General features: G+C 71.8%; 15 protein-coding genes. 7 read left to right on the plus strand and 8 right to left on the minus strand.

Annotated features, from left to right (window positions below; translation table 11 throughout):
* Positions 1–190: 190 nt before the first annotated feature.
* Positions 191–1,048, minus strand: a complete 858-nt coding sequence (locus AB0B85_RS03265) for an MBL fold metallo-hydrolase (protein WP_357403027.1) — start codon at positions 1,046–1,048, stop codon at positions 191–193.
* Positions 1,049–1,186: 138 nt separating this feature from the next.
* Here AB0B85_RS03265 and AB0B85_RS03270 point away from each other — a divergent pair, with 138 nt between their 5' ends.
* Positions 1,187–2,404, plus strand: coding sequence for an NADP-dependent isocitrate dehydrogenase (locus tag AB0B85_RS03270; RefSeq protein WP_030337461.1), 1,218 nt, complete (start codon positions 1,187–1,189; stop codon positions 2,402–2,404).
* Between the two features lie 292 nt (positions 2,405–2,696).
* Here AB0B85_RS03270 and galT read toward each other — a convergent pair whose 3' ends face one another.
* From galT to cysC, 3 genes are all read right to left on the minus strand, one after another.
* A complete protein-coding gene (gene galT / locus AB0B85_RS03275) occupies positions 2,697–3,773 on the minus strand; it encodes a galactose-1-phosphate uridylyltransferase (RefSeq protein ID WP_357403030.1) in 1,077 nt (358 codons plus the stop codon).
* Positions 3,770–4,594, minus strand: coding sequence for a DeoR/GlpR family DNA-binding transcription regulator (locus tag AB0B85_RS03280; protein WP_357403031.1), 825 nt, complete (start codon positions 4,592–4,594; stop codon positions 3,770–3,772). The genes galT and AB0B85_RS03280 overlap by 4 nt, the downstream gene beginning before the upstream one ends.
* Before the next feature lie 110 nt (positions 4,595–4,704).
* Positions 4,705–6,234: an adenylyl-sulfate kinase gene (gene cysC / locus AB0B85_RS03285; RefSeq protein ID WP_357403033.1), complete on the minus strand. Its 1,530-nt coding sequence runs from the start codon at positions 6,232–6,234 to the stop codon at positions 4,705–4,707.
* A gap of 393 nt (positions 6,235–6,627) precedes the next feature.
* On the opposite strand from cysC, the gene AB0B85_RS03290 reads away from it, so the two are divergent.
* From AB0B85_RS03290 to AB0B85_RS03310, 5 genes are all read left to right on the plus strand, one after another.
* Positions 6,628–7,542: an ABC transporter ATP-binding protein gene (locus AB0B85_RS03290; RefSeq protein ID WP_357403035.1), complete on the plus strand. Its 915-nt coding sequence runs from the start codon at positions 6,628–6,630 to the stop codon at positions 7,540–7,542.
* Positions 7,535–8,440: an ABC transporter permease gene (locus AB0B85_RS03295; RefSeq protein ID WP_357403037.1), complete on the plus strand. Its 906-nt coding sequence runs from the start codon at positions 7,535–7,537 to the stop codon at positions 8,438–8,440. The genes AB0B85_RS03290 and AB0B85_RS03295 overlap by 8 nt, the downstream gene beginning before the upstream one ends.
* A complete protein-coding gene (locus tag AB0B85_RS03300) occupies positions 8,440–9,351 on the plus strand; it encodes an ABC transporter ATP-binding protein (protein WP_357403039.1) in 912 nt (303 codons plus the stop codon). Before AB0B85_RS03295 ends, AB0B85_RS03300 begins: the two co-directional genes overlap by 1 nt.
* A 1-nt stretch (position 9,352) precedes the next feature.
* Positions 9,353–10,063 carry an ABC transporter permease subunit gene (locus tag AB0B85_RS03305; RefSeq protein ID WP_357403041.1) on the plus strand — a complete coding sequence of 237 codons (711 nt, stop codon included), beginning with the start codon at positions 9,353–9,355 and terminating at the stop codon, positions 10,061–10,063.
* Positions 10,064–10,156: 93 nt separating this feature from the next.
* Positions 10,157–10,801 carry a hypothetical protein gene (locus tag AB0B85_RS03310; protein WP_357403043.1) on the plus strand — a complete coding sequence of 215 codons (645 nt, stop codon included), beginning with the start codon at positions 10,157–10,159 and terminating at the stop codon, positions 10,799–10,801.
* A 46-nt stretch (positions 10,802–10,847) separates the two neighbouring features.
* Here the strand turns inward: AB0B85_RS03310 and valS are convergent, their stop codons facing one another.
* Entirely contained in the window at positions 10,848–13,475 is a 2,628-nt protein-coding gene (valS, locus tag AB0B85_RS03315) for a valine--tRNA ligase (RefSeq protein WP_357403045.1), read from the minus strand.
* An 82-nt stretch (positions 13,476–13,557) separates the two neighbouring features.
* Positions 13,558–14,451, minus strand: coding sequence for a LysR substrate-binding domain-containing protein (locus AB0B85_RS03320; protein ID WP_357403046.1), 894 nt, complete (start codon positions 14,449–14,451; stop codon positions 13,558–13,560).
* Between the two features lie 107 nt (positions 14,452–14,558).
* Between AB0B85_RS03320 and AB0B85_RS03325 the strand changes: the two genes are divergently transcribed.
* The gene (locus tag AB0B85_RS03325; RefSeq protein ID WP_357403048.1) at positions 14,559–15,305 is read left to right on the plus strand and encodes an SDR family oxidoreductase; all 747 of its coding nucleotides are present in this window, start codon (positions 14,559–14,561) and stop codon (positions 15,303–15,305) included.
* Here the strand turns inward: AB0B85_RS03325 and AB0B85_RS03330 are convergent.
* Positions 15,302–17,182, minus strand: a complete 1,881-nt coding sequence (locus AB0B85_RS03330; protein ID WP_357403050.1) for an ABC transporter ATP-binding protein — start codon at positions 17,180–17,182, stop codon at positions 15,302–15,304. The two genes, AB0B85_RS03325 and AB0B85_RS03330, sit on opposite strands and share 4 nt — an antisense overlap.
* The gene (locus AB0B85_RS03335; RefSeq protein ID WP_357403052.1) at positions 17,179–19,035 is read right to left on the minus strand and encodes an ABC transporter ATP-binding protein; all 1,857 of its coding nucleotides are present in this window, start codon (positions 19,033–19,035) and stop codon (positions 17,179–17,181) included. Before AB0B85_RS03335 ends, AB0B85_RS03330 begins: the two co-directional genes overlap by 4 nt.
* Positions 19,036–19,070: the final 35 nt, after the last annotated feature.

The raw sequence follows: 19,070 nt of genomic DNA on the forward strand, positions 1-19,070 counted from the left end.
GCGCCGCCCCCCCACTTCCCGGCCCACACCACACAATCTCAAACCCCCCCCCCCCCCTTAGGTGGGGCGGGGCGCCCCCCCCCCCCCGCCCCTCTCTCATCCCATCCCATCCCACCGCCCACCGCCCCCACCCCGGTGATCATGAAGTTATTGCCCCCTCGCGCGGCGTGTCGGGGCAATAACTTCATGATCAACGAGGTGAGGGGCGGGGGCGCCAGGTGGGGGCGGGCGTGGGAATGGGGGTGAAGGGGGTGAAGGGGGTGAAGGGGGTGACGAGGTGGGGGGTGGCTAGGAGGGTGGGGGAGTGGGTGCGGAGCGCGGCCTGCCGGGAGGTGCGGGCGAGGTCCGGGTCCACCTCGTGGGCGTACGCCAGGTCGGGGTCGACGAGTTGCACGGCGTGCACCAACAGGTCGCCGGTGACCAGCATCCGTTCGTCGCCAGCCGTCAGGAGTACCGACTGGTGGCCGGGGGTGTGGCCGGGGGTGGGTAGCAGGCGTACCGCCGGGGTGAGGATGGTCTCGCCGTCGACCACCCGGAGCTGGCCGGCGGCGCGCAGCGGGGCGATCAGGCCGGCCGGCAGCCCGGGGTTGAGCGTCTGCGCCGCGTCCAGTTCGGCGCGCTGCAACAGGTAGCTGGCGTTCGGGAAGTACGGCCGGCCCGGCGTGCCGGTGACCGCCCAGCCGATGTGGTCGCTGTGCAGGTGGGTAAGCACCACCGTGTCGACGTCGGACGGGTCGATGCCTGCCGCGGCCAGCTCGGCGGGCATCCGGCCGGGCACCGGCGCCCAGCCCGCGGCCGGCGCGTCAACCGGGCCGATCCCGGTGTCGACAAGGGTGACCGGCCCGTCGCCGGTGCGGATCGCGAAGCTGCGGAACGGCAGCCACCACTGCCCGTCGGCGGTCACCGAGCCGGGGTCGCGCCGGTCGGCCTCCGCCCAGTGCGCCGCAGTGGCCTGCGGGAACGCCTGCGCTCGGGGCTGGAAGAAGGCACCCTCACCGTCGGTGAGCGCGGTGACCGTGATAGACCCAAGGTTGCGGTTCAGCGGCATCGGGCGATGATTCCAGGGCACTCCTGTTCCGCGCAGCCCGGTTTCCGCCGGTCGGTCGAGGCCGGCTGGGGGCGGCCGGCCCAATTGCAGTACGCTCGTACTGCTTGAGCATGTGTCCCTCGAGAGGAGCGCCGGTCGATGGCGAAGATCAAGGTAAACAACCCGGTCGTTGAACTCGACGGCGACGAGATGACCCGGATCATCTGGAAGCAGATCCGGGAGCAGTTGATCCTGCCCTACCTCGACGTCGACCTGCACTACTACGACCTGTCGATCCAGCACCGCGACGAGACCGACGACCAGGTCACCATCGACGCCGCCAACGCCATCAAGGAGCACGGCGTCGGCGTCAAGTGCGCGACCATCACCCCGGATGAGGCTCGGGTGGAGGAGTTCGGCCTGAAGAAGATGTGGCGGTCGCCGAACGGCACCATCCGCAACATCCTCGGCGGCGTCGTCTTCCGTGAGCCGATCATCATGTCCAACGTGCCGCGGCTGGTCCCCGGCTGGACCAAGCCGATCATCATCGGCCGGCACGCCCACGGTGACCAGTACAAGGCCACCGACTTCGTCGTCCCGGGCCCGGGCACGGTGACCATCACCTACACCCCGGCCGACGGCGGCACGCCGATGGAGATGGAGGTCGCCAACTTCCCCGGCGGCGGCATCGCCATGGGCATGTACAACTACGACGAGTCGATCCGGGACTTCGCCCGCGCCTCGTTCCGGTACGGCCTGGACCGCAACTACCCGGTCTACATGTCGACCAAGAACACCATCCTCAAGGCGTACGACGGCCGGTTCAAGGACATCTTCGCCGAGGTGTTCGAAGCCGAGTTCAAGGCGGAATTCGACGCCGCCGGCCTCACCTACGAGCACCGGCTCATCGACGACATGGTCGCCGCCGCGCTCAAGTGGGAGGGCGGGTACGTCTGGGCCTGCAAGAACTACGACGGTGACGTGCAGTCCGACACCGTGGCGCAGGGCTTCGGCTCGCTGGGGCTGATGACCTCGGTGCTGCTCTCCCCGGACGGCCGTACCGTCGAGGCCGAGGCCGCCCACGGCACTGTCACCCGGCACTACCGGCAGTACCAGAAGGGCGAGAAGACCTCGACCAACCCGATCGCGTCGATCTACGCGTGGACCCGGGGCCTGGCCCACCGGGGCAAGCTGGACGGCACCCCGGCGGTCACCGAGTTCGCCAACACCCTGGAGCAGGTCATCGTCGACACCGTCGAGGGCGGCCAGATGACCAAGGACCTCGCGCTGCTCATCTCGCGCGACGCCCCGTGGCTGACCACCGACGAGTTCATGAACGCGCTCGACGAGAACCTGGCCCGCAAGCTCGCCGCCTGATCCAGGCGTACCGCGTCGTCGAAGCCCGCCGGCATCCCAGCCGGCGGGCTTCGGCGTGTCCGGCGGTGCCGCGCCGATCGGCGTCACCCCGCTCGGCGCGCCTCGTTGACCAGGATGGACGAGATGCCAGTCGCGTCCGAGGAAGGTTGACCACGGTCGACCCGCGGCACCCGTGCGCCGATCAGCCAGCCTTCCCGGCTGTGCCGTGCACAGCCAGCCGTCCCTTCCCTGCGGGGGGCCCTGTCCCGGGCCCCCCGCGCCCTGTTTCCCCGCAGCGCGAGATCCCGCTGGCTCAGGCCGCGCGGAGCAACTCGGCGGCGCGTTCGGGGGCGATGTCGTTGATGAAGACGCCCATCCCGGATTCCGAGCCGGCCAGATACTTGAGCTTGTCCTTGGCCCGCCGGATGCTGAACAGCTGTAGGTGCAGGTGGCCCAACTCGCGGTCGATCCGCACCGGCGCCTGGTGCCAGGCCGAGATGTACGGCATCGGCATGTCGAACAGGCCGTCGAAGCGGCGCAGCAGATCCAGGTAGAGCGGCCCGAAAGCATCCCGTTCGCTGTCGGTGAGGGCCGGAATGTCCGGCACCACCCGGTGCGGCGCGACGTGCACCTCGAACGGCCAGCGGGCCGCCGCCGGGACGAACGCCGTCCAGTGCTCGTTCTCGACGACCACCCGGTCGCCGGTCGCGCGCTCGGCGGCCAGCACGTCGGCGTACAGGTTGCCCCCGCCGGTGCGTTCCGCGTGCCGGCGCGCGGAGGCCAGCAGCGCGCGGGTGCGCGGCGTCACGAAGGGGTACGCGTAGATCTGTCCGTGCGGGTGGTGCAGCGTGACGCCGATCTCGACGCCCCGGTTCTCGAAGCAGAAGATCTGCTCCACCCCGGGCAGTTCACCGAGCACCTCGGTGCGGTCGGCGAGCGCGTCCAGGACGGTGCGGACCCGGCGCGGCGGCAGGCTGGCGAAGGAGGCGTTGTGGTCCGAGGTGAAGCAGACCACCTCGCAGCGGCCGAGCCCCGGTCGAACGGGCGTGAACGGGGTGATCTCGCCGGGCTCCTCGGCGACCCGGCCACTGAGCGACGGGAACCGGTTCTCGAAGACCACCACGTCGTAGTCGGGCGCGGGAACCTCGGTGAGCCGGTCGCCCACCGACGGGTCGAGGGGGCACTCGTTCGCCGGTGGGAGGAAGGTACGGGTCTGCCGATGCACGGCCACCGCCACCCACTCGTCGGTGAGCGGGTCGTAGCGCAGTTGGGACGCGGGGGGTGGCGGCGGCAGGTCACGGCGGTCCGGCTGGTCGCGGACCGCGTCGTCGCGTTCGTCGAAGTAAATCAGTTCCCGGCCGTCGGCCAGGTCGATCGCTGTGCGTTTCACTGCGCCGCCCCCTCACTCGTCGGCGTGCGCGTCGCACGGCCCGCCCCTGTCGCTTCTACCATGATCAATTCGCCCACCTGTTCGCCGAGTACCCGTCGGGCTGGCGCAGGCAACCGGTCGTCGCTGACCAGTACGTGTGCTGCCGCCAGCTCGACGATCGAGGAGATGCCCACGGTGCCCCACTTGGTGTGGTCGGCCAGCACCACCAGCCGGTCCGCCGCGGCCACGAGCGCCCGGTCGGTCTCCGCCTCCATGAGGTTCGGGGTGGTGAAGCCGGCCCGCTCGGTGATGCCGTGCACACCCAGGAAGAGCAGGTCCAGGTGCAGTGCCCGGACGGCCCCGACCGCGAGCGGGCCGACAAGCGCGTCCGACGGCGTGCGGACGCCCCCGGTGAGCACCACAGTCTGGTCCGGCCGACCAGCGGCGTGCAGGATCTCGGCCACCGGCAGCGAGTTGGTCACCACGGTCAGGCCGGGCACGTCCACCAGCTTGCGGGCCAGTTCGGCGGTGGTGGTGCCGGCGGAGAGCGCGACAGCAGCGCCCGGCCGGACCAGTTGGGCCGCCCGATCCGCGATGGCGGCCTTCTCGGCGAGTTGACGGACCGACTTGGCGTGAAAGCCGGGCTCGTCGGTCGAGCTCGGTCCGGCTGCCGTGGCCCCGCCGTGCACCTTGGCCAGCAGGCCACGCTCGTGCAGCACGTCCAGGTCGCGGCGGATGGTCATGTCGGAGACCCCGAACTCGCCCGCTAGCTCACTCACCCGCACCCCGCCGGTGGACCGCAGCCGCTCCAGGATGGCCGCCTGCCGCTGCTGAGCGAGCATTCGCCGTGCCTCCCGGAGGTCCCCGTACTCTCACGCGGTCAAACGTGTTCCAACAAAGACGAACACTAGCGCGAAGCGAACGGTGGCCGGACAGCGGCTACGGACCCGGCTCAGGCAGAAGCGATCTTCAACTCCACCCAACCGGTCTCGGTGAGCTGGTGCAGCACGGCCTGAACCGCGTCCGCGACGCTGAGATCTGTGGTGTCCAACACCAGGTCGGCGTCGCTCGGCTCCTCGTACGGATCGTCGATGCCGGTCATCCCGGTGAGCAGGCCGGCCCGCGCCCGCGCGTACAGGCCCTTGCGGTCCCGGCGCTCACACTCCGCAAGCGGAGTGGCGACGTGCACCAGCACGAAACCCGCTCCCGCGGCCAGCGCCATCTCGCGGGCGGTGGCACGGGCCGCCGCGTACGGGGCGATCGGGCAGCAGATGGCCACCCCCCGGTGCCGGGCGATCTCGGCGGCCACCCACCCGATCCGCCGGACGTTCATGTCCCGGTCGGCCTTGCTGAAGCCGAGCCCGGCGGTGAGCTCCCGGCGCACCACATCCCCGTCGAGCAGGGTCACCGTGCGGTCGCCGCTCTCCCGCAACGCGTCGGCCAGCCCGCGGGCGACTGTCGACTTGCCGGAGCCGGAGAGGCCGGTCATGAAGACCACAAGCCCGCGGTGCCGACGCGGTGGCCGGGCCCGGGCCAGCTCCCGCGCCACGGCCGGCGGGGTGTGCCACTCCGGCAGGGGGAAACCCCGATCCAGCAGGTCGTCGATCTCCGGCTGGGTGAGCGCGAGTCGACGGTTGCGCGGTGGGATGTCCTCCCGCCAGCGCCACTGCCCGTCCCGGTTGTCGTAGGCCAGCTCGCGCGGCACCAGCACCCGCAACCCGGCGCCGGAGAGCATCTCCCCGGTGGACAGCAGGTGGGTGACGCCGTACGCGGCGGAGACCCGGGCGCGGAGCAACGCGTCGCTGATCTCCTCCCGGCGATGTGACAACGGCACCGCGATCACGGTGGCCGGCGGCATCCGGTCCCGGGCGGCGAAGATCGTACGCACAAGCGCCTCCGGCGGGAGCCCGCCGACGCCACCCTCACCTACCGGGATCATCACCAGCAGGTGCGCGGCCAGGGTGCGGGCGGCGTGCGCGATCTGAGCGAGCTGGGGACGGTGCAGCGGCCGGTCGGCGATCACACCGAGCACCCGGCCCGGGGGCAGCAGCGCACGGACCTCCTCGGGGCTGCGGCGCAGTCGCTGGAACGGACCGTGGCCACCGTCGCCCAGCCGCCGGACCTGGCCGCCGACCCCGGCGACGCCCTCGCGTACCGGCCAGACGTCCGCCACGTCCAGGGCAGCCGCCGGCGCGCCCTCGCCGTCGGTAAGCACCAACGCCCGGCGGGCCGGGTCGCGCGGATCGAAGCCCTGAGCCAGCGCGGCCGGCACCTGGAGGGTCACCGCGACCTGCCAGGGGGTGCCGTCGGCAAGCTGGCCGCGTCGGCTGACCGACACCAGGTCGGCCCGGGTCATGAAACCGGTGAGGGGGGCGTACGCACCGGTCAGCAGCAGCTCCAGATCCGCGAGCTCACCGGGACGCGGCGTGTACGCCGGTGCGTCCTGCAGCACCTCGTCGGGCAGCACCCAGCCGTTGCTCATCCACACCCCCCACTCGCTGACCGGCACACAGTTTCGCAGCAGACCGACGATCGGTCGAGGCCGCCACTCCACGACCCGGCCGGGCGGCTCGGCACCGCTCCGATCGCGGCCGGCCTCAGCCCGGACCGGTAGTCGTCGATGCGGCGGTCGAACTCGCCGTCGAGATTCTCGACGCCCAGGTGACGCGGGCGCGACTCCCGACCGGCCGGGAGGTGAATGGTGCCACCCCGGACCGGTCTTTCCCGCGTCGGGGTCGCGCCGGACGCGCCACCGGCGACAACGGCCCCACCGCCCCGGGTGGGGGGACCCTAAGGGTCCGTCGGGGCAAGGATCAGGGAAGCGCCGGGGGCGTGGTGGTGTCCGAGGTGGGCGTGGACTCCCTACGCTGGCAGCGTGACACTGATCGCGACCCAGTCGCTCACCAAGACGTACGGAGGTCGGGTCACCGCGCTCGCCGACCTCACCGTCGCCGTCGAGCCCGGGATCATCGGCCTGGTGGGCGCGAACGGCGCCGGCAAATCCACGTTGATCAAGATTCTGCTCGGCCTCCTCCCACCGACAAGCGGTCAGGTGTCGGTGCTCGGCATCGACCCGACCGTAGACCCGGCGCAGGTCCGCTCCCGGGTCGGCTACATGCCCGAGCACGACTGCCTGCCGCCGGACCTGTCCGCCGCCGAGTTGGTCACCCACCTCGGCCGGATGAGCGGCCTGCCCCGCACCGCCGCCCGCGAGCGGGCGTCGGAGGCGCTGCGGCACGTCGGCCTCTACGAGGAGCGCTACCGTCCGGTCGGTGGCTACTCCACAGGCATGAAGCAACGCGTCAAGCTGGCCCAGGCGCTTGTGCACGACCCCGACCTGCTGCTGCTCGACGAGCCGACGAACGGGCTGGACCCGGCCGGCCGCGACGCCATGCTGGCCCTGGTGCACCGGATCGGCACCGAGTTCGGCATCTCCGTGCTGGTCTGCTCGCACCTGCTCGGCGAGGTGGAGCGGATCTGCGACACGCTCATCGCCATCGACGGCGGCCGGTTGCTGCGCGCCGACAACATCTCCGCGATGACCTCGGCCACCGACGTGCTCGCCGTGGAGGTCAGCGAAGGCACCGAGGAGCTCGCGGCCCGGCTTGCCGAGTTGAAGCTGCCGGTCGCCCGGGACGGGCGACTGCTCCTCGTGCCGCTCGCTGACGACGGCACCTACGACCTGATCCTCGGCGCGGTCGCCGAACTGGACCTGCCACTGCACCGACTGGACCAGCGCCGGCACCGGGTGGCCGAACTCTTCGCCACGAGGGAGCTCACTCATGCCTGAGTCGTCCACCACCGCCGCGCGCTCCACGCCGACCGGCGTCATCCACGACATCGGCTACCAGCGCTACCAGGGTCCGCGGCTGGGCCGCCGACAGGTCTTCGGCGCGCTCTACCTGCACGGGCTGCGCACCGCGTTCGGCTTCGGGCGCAGCGCCAAGGCCAAGATCTTCCCATGGCTGGTGGTCGGCATCGTCAGCCTGGTCGCGGTGGCCCTGGCCGCGATACGCAGCCAGATCGGCGAGCCGGTCGCCACGTACGCCCAGTTCGCCGACGCGATGAGCTGGCTGGTCATCTTCTTCGTCGCTGTCGTCGCCCCGGAGCTGGTCTCCCGGGACCTGCGCAGCGGCGTCCTGCCGCTGTACTTCTCCCGGCCGCTGCCGCGCGCCGACTACGCGATGGCCAAGCTGCTGGCGCTTGTCACCGCGCTCTGGCTGCTGCTCGGCGGGCCACAGCTGCTGATGTTCCTGGGCGCCGCGTTCACCACCAAGCAGGGCATGCGCGGAGTGTGGAACGAACTGCTCGACCTGCTGCCCGGGCTGCTCTACGCGGGGCTGTGGGCGGTGGTCTTCGCCTCGGTCGGCCTGCTTGTCGCGTCGCTGACCGGCAAGCGTGCCTTCGCCGCCGGCGGCGTGGTCGCGGTCTTCCTGATGACCACCCCGATCGTGGGCGTGCTGAGCATCCTGCCGTCGCGCGCCGCCAACGAGTTGGCCGGGCTCGCCTCCCCCTCCACCCTGGTCCAGGGGGTGGGCATCTGGTCACTCGGTGACCTGCTGGTCGAGGGCGATCCGGGCGAGATGATGATCGGCGGGTTCGGCCCGGTCTATGCCCTGGGCGCGGTGCTGTTGGTCGCCGGCGCGACCGCCCTCCTGCTGGTCCGCTACCGGAAGGTCGCCTCCTGATGAGCACGCTGAGCCTGACCGGGGTGTCCCGGTGGTACGGCAACGTGGTCGCGGTCAACGACATCAGCATGGCGCTGGGATCGGGCGTGACAGGGCTGCTCGGCCCGAACGGCGCCGGCAAGACCACGCTGCTGCACATGATGGCCGGTTTCCTCGCCCCGTCGCGTGGCACCGTGACCCTCGACGACGAGCCGACCTGGCGTAACCCCGACGTCTACCGGCGGCTGGGGCTGGTCAGTGAACGGGAGGCGGTGCAGGGTTTCCTCACCGCGTACGAGTTCGTGCTGGCCAGCGCGAAGCTGCACCGGCTGCCCGATCCGGCGGCGGCGGCCCGACGGGCCATCGACCTGGTGGAGCTGGAGTCGGCGCAGGACCGCCGGATCGGCACGTACTCCAAGGGCATGCGCCAGCGGGCCCGGGTGGCCGCCGCGTTGGTGCACGACCCGCAGGTGCTGCTTCTCGACGAGCCGTTCAACGGCATGGACCCCCGTCAGCGGCTGCACATGATGCAGCTGCTGCACAGCCTTGGTGACGCCGGCCGGACGATCCTGTTCAGCTCGCACATCCTGGAGGAGGTCGAGCAGGTCTCCGGGACGGTGCAGGTGATGGTGGCCGGCCGGTTGGCCGCCTCCGGCGACTTCCGGACCATCCGCCGGTTGATGACGAACCGCCCGCACGTCTTCGCGGTGCGGTCCACCGACGACCGGGCGTTGGCCGTCGCGCTGATCGCCGAGGCGTCGGTGAGTGGGGTCGAGTTGGACCCGACCGGCCTGACCGTGCGGGCCGGTGACTATGGCGCGTTCACCCGGGCGCTGCCCCGGATCGCGCTCACGCAAGGCATCCGGGTGCGCCAGTTGGTGCCGTCCGACGAGTCTCTGGAGAGCGTCTTCTCCTACCTGGTGGAGGCCTGACATGTCGACAATTACCTGGATCACCGCGCGTGGGTTGTTCGGCCGGCGTCGGTTCCTGCTGCTGCTTCCGCTGCCGTTGGTGCTGCTCGGGCTGGCCATCCTCTGTCGGTCGCTGGGGGTGGACCCGGGCGAGTGGGGGCCGCCGGTGCTTGTCGGCCTGGGGCTGGCAGTGGTGCTGCCGGTGGTTGCGTTGATCATCGGCACGGGTGTGTTGGGCGCCGAGATCGACGACGGCACCGTCGTGCACATCCTGACCAAGCCGCTGCCGCGCTGGCAGATCGTGCTGCCGAAGCTCGCGGTGGCCGCCGGGGTCACAGCGGTGACCGTCGCGGTGCCGCTCTACGTCGCGGGCGTGCTCGCCGACTCGGTACGCCTCGGTCTGGCGCTCGCGGTCGCGGCGGCGCTCGGCGCGCTTGCGTACTCGGCGTTGTTCCTCGCCCTCAGCCTGGTCACCAGGCGGCCGGTGCTGCTCGGGCTGGTCTACGTGCTGATCTGGGAGGGGCTGCTGGGCAACTTCGTCAGCGGCACCAAGGTGCTCTCCATCCAGCAGTACGTGATCGCCCTCACCGACCGGATCGCCCCCACCGGGCTGTTGGAGACGACAGTGTCGGTGCCGGTGGCCTCGGTGATGACCGCGCTGGTGAGCGTCGGCTTCACCGTGCTGGCAATCGACCGTCTGCGCTCGTTCAGCGTGGCCGGCGAGACGAGCTGAGACAGGTGCGAAACGGTGCTCCGGCCAGCCACCCTTCGGCGGTAGGGCTGGCCGGATGGACCGGTCGACCCCCGTCGGGCCAGGCTGTCGGGTGTGAGTGTCGAAGCGGAGCGGACGTCGTTGGCTGAGCCGTACTCCCGGAGCAGCCGGCCGTGGTTGACCAGCCTGGCGGTCGCCGGGCTGGCCTCCGCCACGGTGGCCACCGCTGCCCAGGGCAGCGGGCAGTTCCACTGGTGGGCCGTGTTCATCCTGATCCCGGCCGCGTTGATCGCGGCCAGCGGCGGGCCGTTGCTGGTCCGCGGTGGTGGCCGGGCCTTCGCGGGATACATGCTCGCCTGCGTCGGCACGATCGTCTTCGCGGTGGGCGCGCTGTTGATGTTCGGCGTGATGGGGCGGGGTTGGCCGTTGCTCGTGGTGCTGCCCTGCCTGGCGGTCGCCGGCACCTACGGTTGGCGGGCGGCCCACCCGCTGGCCCGCGGTCTGCACCGGGCGGTGGCCCTGCTCGCGCTGACCGGGGCGCTGCTCGGGCTGACCCTGCAACTGATCCGGGTCGACCTGATCCAGTTGGAGACCGGCTGGTGGGGGGCGTTCCTGATGCTTGCCGGCGCCATCGTGCTCGGCAACGCGGGCGAGCTGACCCGACACCGGATGCCGTACCGCCTCCAGGCGATCACCCTGCTGGTTGGTCCCGCCGTGGTGGCGTTCCTACTCGGCCTGCGCTTCCTGCGCGGCTGGTGACGGCGTCCGCCGCCGCCCCCGGGGGGTGGGCGGCGGCGGACGCAGGTCAGAACGCGGAGGCGATGACGAGCTCCGGGGTGCGGTCGGGGAGCAGGTCGAGTTTGCCGATCCGGCCGGCCGCCCGGAGGTCGTCGGCGACGAGGGTGAGCTGCTCCAGGAGGGCCGCCGGGCCCAGCGCCTCGGCCAGCGGCACCTCCGCCCTCATCGACAGCTTTCGCTCCGACTTGGCCCGGCGCACCTGGCTCAACGCGTCGCCGGCGAGCCGCAGCAGCGCCGGGTCGCCCGACCCCTCGATCGACCGGGCCACTTCGTAGGTGGTGGGCCACGGCGCGCGGTGCACCGAGCCGTACCGCCACCACGACCAGACCTCCTCGGTCACGTACGGCAGCACCGGGGCGAAGAGGCGGAGCTGCACCGAGAGCGCCGTGGCGAGCGCCGCCCGCGCCGAGTCGGCTGCCGCGCCGGTGCCGTAGGCGCGTTCCTTCACCAACTCGATGTAGTCGTCGCAGAACCGCCAGAAGAACGCCTCGGTCGCCTGCAACGCGGCAGTGTGGTCGTACGCGTCGAGGGCGGCACCCGCCGCGGTGACCACTGTGGCCAACTCGGCGAGCATGGCCCGGTCCAGTGGGGTGGTCGCCGACAGCTCCAGGTCGCGGCGCGGCGCGTTCGCGGCCCCCAGCCCGAGCGCGAACTTGGACGCGTTGAGCAGCTTGGTGGCCAGCCGGCGGCCGATCTTGATCTGCGCCGGATCGAAGGCCAGATCCATGCCGGGCTTGCCGCTGGCCGCCCAGTAGCGCACCGCGTCCGAGCCGTGCTGTTCCAACAGGGCCAGCGGGGTGACCACGTTCCCCTTGGACTTGGCCATCTTCTTGCGGTCCGGGTCGAGGATCCAGCCGGAGAGCACGGTGTCCCGCCAGGGCAGCACCCCGTGCTCGAAGTGCGAACGGACCACGCTGTCGAAGAGCCAGGTCCGGATGATCTCCTGCCCCTGCGGGCGGAGGTCCATCGGAAAGACCTGCGCGAACAGCTCCGGGTCGGTCTCCCAGCCACCGACGATCTGCGGGGTCAGCGACGAGGTGGCCCAGGTGTCCAGCACGTCCGGGTCACCTATGAAACCGCCCGGCCGGCCGCGCTGCGACTCGTCGTACCCGGGCGCCGGGTCACTTGACGGGTCGACCGGCAGCGCGGACTCGTCCGGCGTGAGAGGGTGGGACCAGTCCGGCTCGCCAGTGTCGTCGAGCCGGTACCACACCGGCACCGGCACCCCGAAGAAGCGCTGCCGACTGACCAGCCAGTCTCCGGTCAGGCCGCCCACCCAGTTGTCGTAGCGGTGCTTCATGTGCGCCGGCACCCAGTGCAGCTGCTCGCCCCGGGCCAGCAGGGTGGCCCGCAGGTCGGCGTCGCGGCCGCCGTTGCGCAGATACCACTGTCGAGTCGAGACGATCTCCAGTGGGCGGTCGCCGCGCTCGTAGAACTTCACCGGGTGGGTGATCGGGCGTGGCTCGCCGATCAGGTCCCCCGCGTCGGCAAGCATGCCGACGATCTCCCGGCGGGCGCCGTTGACGGTCTGCCCGGCCAGCGCCGCGTACGGCTGCGCCGGCACCCCGGCCGGCGGTTCCGGAAGCAGCCGGCCGTCGCGGCCGATGATCACCCGGGTGTCGAGTTCGAGATCCCGCCACCAGGTCACGTCGCTCAGGTCGCCGAACGTGCAGACCATCGCGATGCCGGTGCCCTTGCCCGGATCGGCGAGCGGGTGGGCGTGCACCGGCACCTCGACGGCGAACAGCGGGCTGCGCACTGTCGTGCCCACCAGGTCGGCGTACCGCTCGTCGTCGGGGTGACAGACAAGCGCCACGCAGGCGGGCAGCAGCTCCGGTCGGGTGGTGTCGATGTGCACCTCGCGACCGCCCGGCCCGGCGAACCGCAGCCGGTGGTACGCGCCGGGGCGCTCCCGGTCCTCCAACTCCGCCTGGGCGACGGCGGTGGCGAAGCCGACGTCCCAGAGCGTCGGCGCCTCCGACTGGTACGCCTCGCCGCGGCGCAGGTTGCGCACGAACGCCCGCTGGCTCGTGGTCCGGGCGATCCGACCGATCGTCGTGTAGGTCAACGACCAGTCCACCGAGAGCCCGAGGCGTCGCCACAGCGCCTCGAAGGCCTGCTCGTCGGTGACCGTCAGCAGCTCGCACAGCTCGATGAAGTTGCGCCGGGAGATCGGGGTGGGGTCGCGGCGGGCCGCGTCGTCGACCGGGGCCGCCGGTGGTCGCCACACCGGGTCGTACGCCAGCGCCGGATCGCAGCGCACCCCGTAGACGTTCTGCACCCGACGCTCGGTGGGTAGGCCGTTGTCGTCCCAGCCCATCGGGTAGAAGACGACCTTGCCGTGCATCCGCTGGTAACGCGCGATGATGTCGGTGTGCGTGTACGAGAACACGTGCCCCATGTGCAACTCGCCCGATACGGTCGGCGGCGGGGTGTCGATGGCGTACACGTCGGCCCTGCGACCATTCCCGCGCGGCGCGTCTGACGCCGCGCCGCGACCGGGAACAGTCGTCTTCGAGCGGTCGAACGCGTACGTGCCCTCCTCCTGCCAGCGGCGTGCCCAGCTCTCCTCGAGCCCGTCCAGGGTCGGACGCTCGGGGACGCCGGCGCGGGCCGTCCTCGCCGTATCGGTCATCCTGCGATCGTAGGCACCGCGAGGGTGCCGGACCACGCAGTTACGACCGGGACACGAGGGCCGGTGGCGCCGGGCAGGTCGGCTATCTGTCGTCGGCCGGAGGTTCCGGGTGCAGCCGGTGGGCTATCGCCGTCAACTGGCGGACCAGATCGCTGCGGCTGTCCGCCGCCCAGGCCACGCAGACCCGGTTGGGGCCGATGTCGGCGATCACGCTGTGCCGCACGTCGGGGCGGCTGTAGAAGAGCGCCGTCGACAGGGGCAGGACCACCACGCCGCGCCCGGCCGCGACGTACTCCAACTTCTCCTCCACGGTCCGTACGGACCGCTCCGGCAGCCGTTCGCCGGCCCGCATCTCGGCGGCGACGTCCCGCCATTCCGGCACCGCCTCCGGGTCCTGGAGCAGGTGCTCGTCGGCGAGGTCGTGGATGCTGACCCGCTGCTTGCCGGCCAGCCGATGGTCGGCCGGCACGACTACTACCCGTGGCTCGTCGAAGAGCGGTTCCAGGGCGAGGTCCCGGGGGTCCAGCGGCAGCCGGACGTAGCCGGCGTCGACCCGTCCGTCCCGGATCATCTCGGTCTGGTCGTCCCATCCGGTACGCACCACCTCGACCTCCAGTCCCGGATTGGCCTCGCGCAGCGCGCGAACCTCGGCGGTGACGGTGAGGCCGGGCATGAATCCGAGCCGGAAGGTGCGGGCGCCGCCGCGGGCGGTGTCGAGCACCCTGCGCCGCAGCGCGTTGGCGCGGGCCAGTAGCACCGTCCCGTCCGCCCGCAACTGCTCGCCGGCGGCGGTCAGCGCGGTGTGGCGTTGGTTCCGGTGCAGCAGTTGGGTGCCCAGTTCGCGTTCCAGCGCCCGGATCTGGCGGGACAGCACCGGCTGGGCGATGCGCAGTTCGGTGGCGGCCCGACCGAAATGCAGGTGCTCGGCGACGGCCAGGAAGTAGCGCAGTTTCCGCAGGTCGAGGTCGGCGTCCACGTTAATACCCTACGGGTATCACAGCTGACCACAAGGGTCTTGGACGGTGTAATGGGAACCGACGCAGTGTTGGCGCAGGCCCCATCCGAGAGAAAGGCACCATAGCCATGGACACCACTTCCCTGCGTTCCCGGCACGTCGTCGTCCTTGGCGGCACCTCCGGCATCGGCCTCGCGACGGCCCGGGCGGCCGCGGAGGCCGGGGCGGTCGTCACCGTCGCCTCCAGCAACCCGGCCAGCATCGAGCGGTCGCTCGCCGAGCTACCGGAGGGCGCGCACGGCCACGTCGTCGATCTGACCGACACCGAGGCTGTGGGCCGGCTGTTCACCCGACTGGCGGCGGACGTCGGCCCGGTCGACCACCTCGCCTACACCGCCGGCGAGCCGCTGGCCCTGATGTCCCTGGACGACCTGGAGGTGGACCGGGCGCGGCAGTTCTTCGAGCTGCGCTACTTCGGGGCGCTCGGCGCGGTCCGGGCCGCCGCCCCGCACCTGCGCGACGGCGGCTCCGTCACGCTCACCAGCGGGACCGCCTCCGCCCGGCCCGGCCCGGGTTGGTCGGTGGCGGCCAGCATCTGCGGAGCGACGGAGGCACTGACCCGCGCCCTCGCCGTCGACCTCGCGCCGCGCCGCATCCGGGTGAACGCGGTCGCCCCGGGCGTCATCCGCAGCCCGCTCTGGGCGTCGATGTCCGAGGCCGACCGGGAGGAGTTGTACCGGCTCAGCGCGGCGTCCGTGCCGCTGGGCCGGGTCGGGGAGGTCGACGATGTCGCCTCCGCGTACCTGTTCACGATGGTCAATCCGTACACCACCGGGACGGTGCTCACCGTCGACGGCGGGACGGTGCTCGCCTAGACCAGCGAGTCGCGCCACTGCCGGTGCAGCGCCGCGTACCTGCCGCCGGCCTCGGCCAGCACGGCTGGCGGGCCGTCCTCGACGACCCGCCCGCCGTCCAGGACCAGCACCCGGTCGGCGGTTTCCACAGTGGAGAGTCGGTGTGCGATCACCAGGGCGGTGCGGTCGCGCAGAATGGTGCCGAGAGCCCGCTGCACCAGCCGTTCGGTAGGCACGTCCAGTGACGACGTCGCCTCGTCCAGGATCAACACTGTCGGGTCGGCCAGGAACGCCCGGGCGAACGCGACAAGTTGCCGCTGCCCGGCGGAGAGCCGGCCGCCGCGCCGGTGCACCTGGGTGGCGTACCCGTCGGGCAGGGCGGCGATGAAGTCGTGCGCGCCGATCGCCCGCGCGGCGGCCTGCACCGTCTCGTCGTCCGCGCTCGGGCGACCGAACCGGATGTTCTCCGCGACGGTCCCACTGAACAGGTGGTTCTCCTGGGTCACCAACACCACGGCACGGCGCAGGTCGGCGTCGCTCACCTCGCGCAGGTCGACTCCGTCGAGCCGGACCGTCCCGGTGTCCGGGTCGTGGAACCGGGCGACCAGTTTGGCGATCGTCGACTTGCCCGCGCCGGTCGGCCCGATCAGCGCCACCGTCTGTCCGGCCGACACGGTCAGCTCCAGGCCGCCGAGGATCGGGGTGCCGGCCCGGTAACCGAAGGAGACCGCCCGGAAGGTCAACTCGCCGCGACCCGGCCCGGTCGGCAGCGGTGTGGGGCGTTCCGGCTCGGCCACTGCCGGCCGTTCGTCGAGCACCCCGGCCAGCTTCTCCAGCGCGGCGGTGGCCGACTGAAGGGAGTTGTAGAACTGGCTCAGCTCCTGCATCGGCTCGAAGAAGCGACGCAGGTAGAGCAGGAACGCGGCGAGCACACCTACCTCGGTCTGGCCGTCGAGCACCCGCCACCCGCCATAGCAGAGCACCGCCGCCACCGTGACGTTGCCGATCAGCTTGATCGCCGGCGAGTACGTGGCGATCAGTCGGAACGCGTGCAGGCTGGTCCGTCGGTAGTCGTCACCGAGCGCCACGAAGATCCGTTGGTTGCGCGGCTCCCGGCGGAACGCCTGCACCGCCTGGATGCCCCGCATCGACTCGACGAAGTGCACGATGACAAGCGCTACCGCGTCCCGGGTCCGCCGGTACGCGCTTGCCGACGACCTGGCGAACCAGCGCGAGAGCGAGAACAGGAACGGGAAGGCCAGCAGCGTCACGGCGGCCAGCGGCAGGTCCAGCCAGAGCAGGATGGCGGCCACCGACAGCATCGACAGCCCGGCCATCACCAGGTTGTCGATGCCACCGTCGGCCAGTTCGGCGATCGAGTCCAGGTCACTTGTGAGCCGGGAGACCATCCGGCCGGAGGTGTACCGCTCGTGGAAACCCACGGACAGCCGCAGGAAGTGCCCGAACACCCGCTGCCGCAGGTCGAGCAGGACGGCCTGGCCGATCCGCGCGGAGAGGGTGAGGAACCCGCGCCGGGCCGCGTACTCGGTAAGCGAGGCGACCACGAACGCCCCGGCGACGGCGACCAGCGGACCGGCGTTGCCGGCGCGCAGCGGTGCGATGGCCCGGTCGATGCCGATCATGACCAGGTACGGGCCGGCCATCGCGGCGGCGTTCTGGGTGAGCAGCAGGCCGACAGCGGCGGTGAGCCGCCCCCGGTGTGGCCGGAGCTGGTCGGCGAGCAGGGCCCGGCTGAGCCGGCGCAGCCGGGCCACCGCCTCGGGCGAGGTGTCCTCGGCTCGGCTGCGGTCCGCCTCCGGGTCGGTGGCGGTTCCGCGCCAGCGGGTCAGCTCCGGTTCCTCCTCGGGCGATGGTTCGGCCTGCTCCGGCACTGTCACGAGCGCACCAGCCCCCACCCGTCCGAGGGGAACGGGGTCGGACCGGCGGCTTCCGTCGCCGGTGGATGCCCGGTGGGTGGGTCGGCGGCCAGCAGCGCCCGGTACGCCGGCACGGTGGCCAGCAGGTCCGAGTGCCGGCCCACGGCGGTGATCCGCCCGTCCTGGAGCAGGGCGACCCGGTCGGCCAGGGCGATCGTCGACGGCCGGTGCACCACCAGCAGCGCGGTGCTGTCCCGCAGGACCTGCCGCAGAGCCGCCTCGACAAGCGCCTCGGTGTGCACGTCGAGAGCGGACAGCGGGTCGTCGAGCACCAGCACCGCCGGTCGGCCGAGCACTGCCCGCGCCAACGCGAGCCGCTGCCGCTGCCCACCGGAGAGGGAGATGCCCTGCTCACCGACGCGGGTGGCCAACCCCCACGGCAGCTCGTACGCGAAGTCGGCCTGCGCCAGCGCGAGGGCCGCGCGGACATCGTCGTCGTTGGCGTCCGGGTGCCCCAGGGTGAGGTTCTCCCGCACCGACATGGAGAAGAGCGTGGGTTCCTCGAACGCCACCCCGACCAGTCGGCGCAGCGAGGCCAGCCGCAGTTCGCGCAGGTCGTGCCCGTCCAGGGTGATCCGGCCGGAGGTCACCTCGTGCAGCCGGGGCACCAGCGAGAGCAGCGTGCTCTTGCCGGAGCCGGTGGCGCCGACCAGGGCGAGCGTCTCGCCCGGCTCGATGGCCAGGTCGATCTCGCGCAGCACCGGCGCGGGGGCGTCCGGGTAGCTGAACGAGACCCGCTCGACGCGGAGCCGGCCGTGCACTCTGTCGCGGGGCAGCGCGAGCGCGCCGGGGGAGTCCACGATCTGGGGCGGGGTGTCCAGCACCTCCTGGAGCCGGTCGGCGGCGGTGGCGGCCTCCTGACCGTTGGCGATGATCCAACCCAGCGACTGCACCGGCCAGATGAGCATCAGTTGGAGGCTCACGAACGCGACAAGCTCGCCGATGGTGAGCGCGCCCTTCGCGGCGGCGGCCGCACCGGCCACCAGCACCACGCCCAGTGTCACGTTGGGCACCAGGTCGAGCAGCGCGGAGGTGCTGGCGAGCAGCCGCGCCTTGCCGACGCCGGTGTCGTGCAGTCGCCGCGCCCCGACGCCGAAGCGGGCGGCCAGTTCCGGCCCCCGGCCGTACGCCTTCATGGTGCGCAGGCCCTGCGCGGTCTCCTCGATGAGGGTCGCCACGTCGCCCTGCTGGTCCTGCATCCGTCGGGACGCGGCGTGGTAGTGCCGCCCGAACCGGCGGCTGATCAGCAGCAGCGGCACCGAGCTGGCCGCGACCAGCGCACCGAGCATCGGGTGCAGGTTGACGAGCAGCACGACCACGACCACGTAGGTGGTCAGGTTGAGCATCAGGAAGAGCACGCCGAAGGAGAGGAAACGGCGGATCACCGACAGGTCGCTGGTGATCCTGGAGAGCAGCTGACCGGACTGCCAGCGGTCGTGGAAGCTGGTCGGCAACCGTTGCAGGTGGGCGTAGACGTCGGCGCGCAGCGCCGCCTCCATGCCCACCGCGGAGGAGGACTGCACCCACCGACGGATGAAGATGAGCACCGCCTCGACCACGCCCAGCAGCAGCGCCAGGCCGCCGAGCTGGAACAGCCCGGCCGGTTCGTGTCGGGCCACCGGCCCGTCCACCACCCGTTGCACGACGAGCGGTACGGCGATCCCGGCCGCCGTGGCGGCGAGCCCCGCGACGAGCAGCCAGCCGAACTCGGCGGCGTACGGGCGGAGGTAGGGGTGCAGTCGCCAGAGGTTGTGTAACGGGTGCCGGGGCGCGGCGACCCGGGTGGCCGGGTTGCCGTCGCTCCGCACAGGCATACAAGACGGTAACGTCAATGGCAGGCGACGCCGGT

Origin of the sequence: Micromonospora sp. NPDC049044 (assembly GCF_040649215.1) — a bacterium.
Taxonomy (GTDB): Bacteria; Actinomycetota; Actinomycetes; order Mycobacteriales; family Micromonosporaceae; genus Micromonospora.

Bases quoted from the DNA above. Each gene is read 5' to 3' on its own strand.
- AB0B85_RS03265 (WP_357403027.1), bottom strand. From the start codon at position 1,048: ATGCCGCTGAACCGCAACCTTGGGTCTATCACGGTCACCGCGCTCACC.
- AB0B85_RS03270 (WP_030337461.1), top strand. From the start codon at position 1,187: ATGGCGAAGATCAAGGTAAACAACCCGGTCGTTGAACTCGACGGCGAC.
- AB0B85_RS03280 (WP_357403031.1), bottom strand. From the start codon at position 4,594: ATGCTCGCTCAGCAGCGGCAGGCGGCCATCCTGGAGCGGCTGCGGTCC.
- cysC (WP_357403033.1), bottom strand. From the start codon at position 6,234: ATGAGCAACGGCTGGGTGCTGCCCGACGAGGTGCTGCAGGACGCACCG.
- AB0B85_RS03295 (WP_357403037.1), top strand. From the start codon at position 7,535: ATGCCTGAGTCGTCCACCACCGCCGCGCGCTCCACGCCGACCGGCGTC.
- AB0B85_RS03300 (WP_357403039.1), top strand. From the start codon at position 8,440: ATGAGCACGCTGAGCCTGACCGGGGTGTCCCGGTGGTACGGCAACGTG.
- AB0B85_RS03305 (WP_357403041.1), top strand. From the start codon at position 9,353: ATGTCGACAATTACCTGGATCACCGCGCGTGGGTTGTTCGGCCGGCGT.
- valS (WP_357403045.1), bottom strand. From the start codon at position 13,475: ATGACCGATACGGCGAGGACGGCCCGCGCCGGCGTCCCCGAGCGTCCG.
- AB0B85_RS03325 (WP_357403048.1), top strand. From the start codon at position 14,559: ATGGACACCACTTCCCTGCGTTCCCGGCACGTCGTCGTCCTTGGCGGC.
- AB0B85_RS03335 (WP_357403052.1), bottom strand. From the start codon at position 19,035: ATGCCTGTGCGGAGCGACGGCAACCCGGCCACCCGGGTCGCCGCGCCC.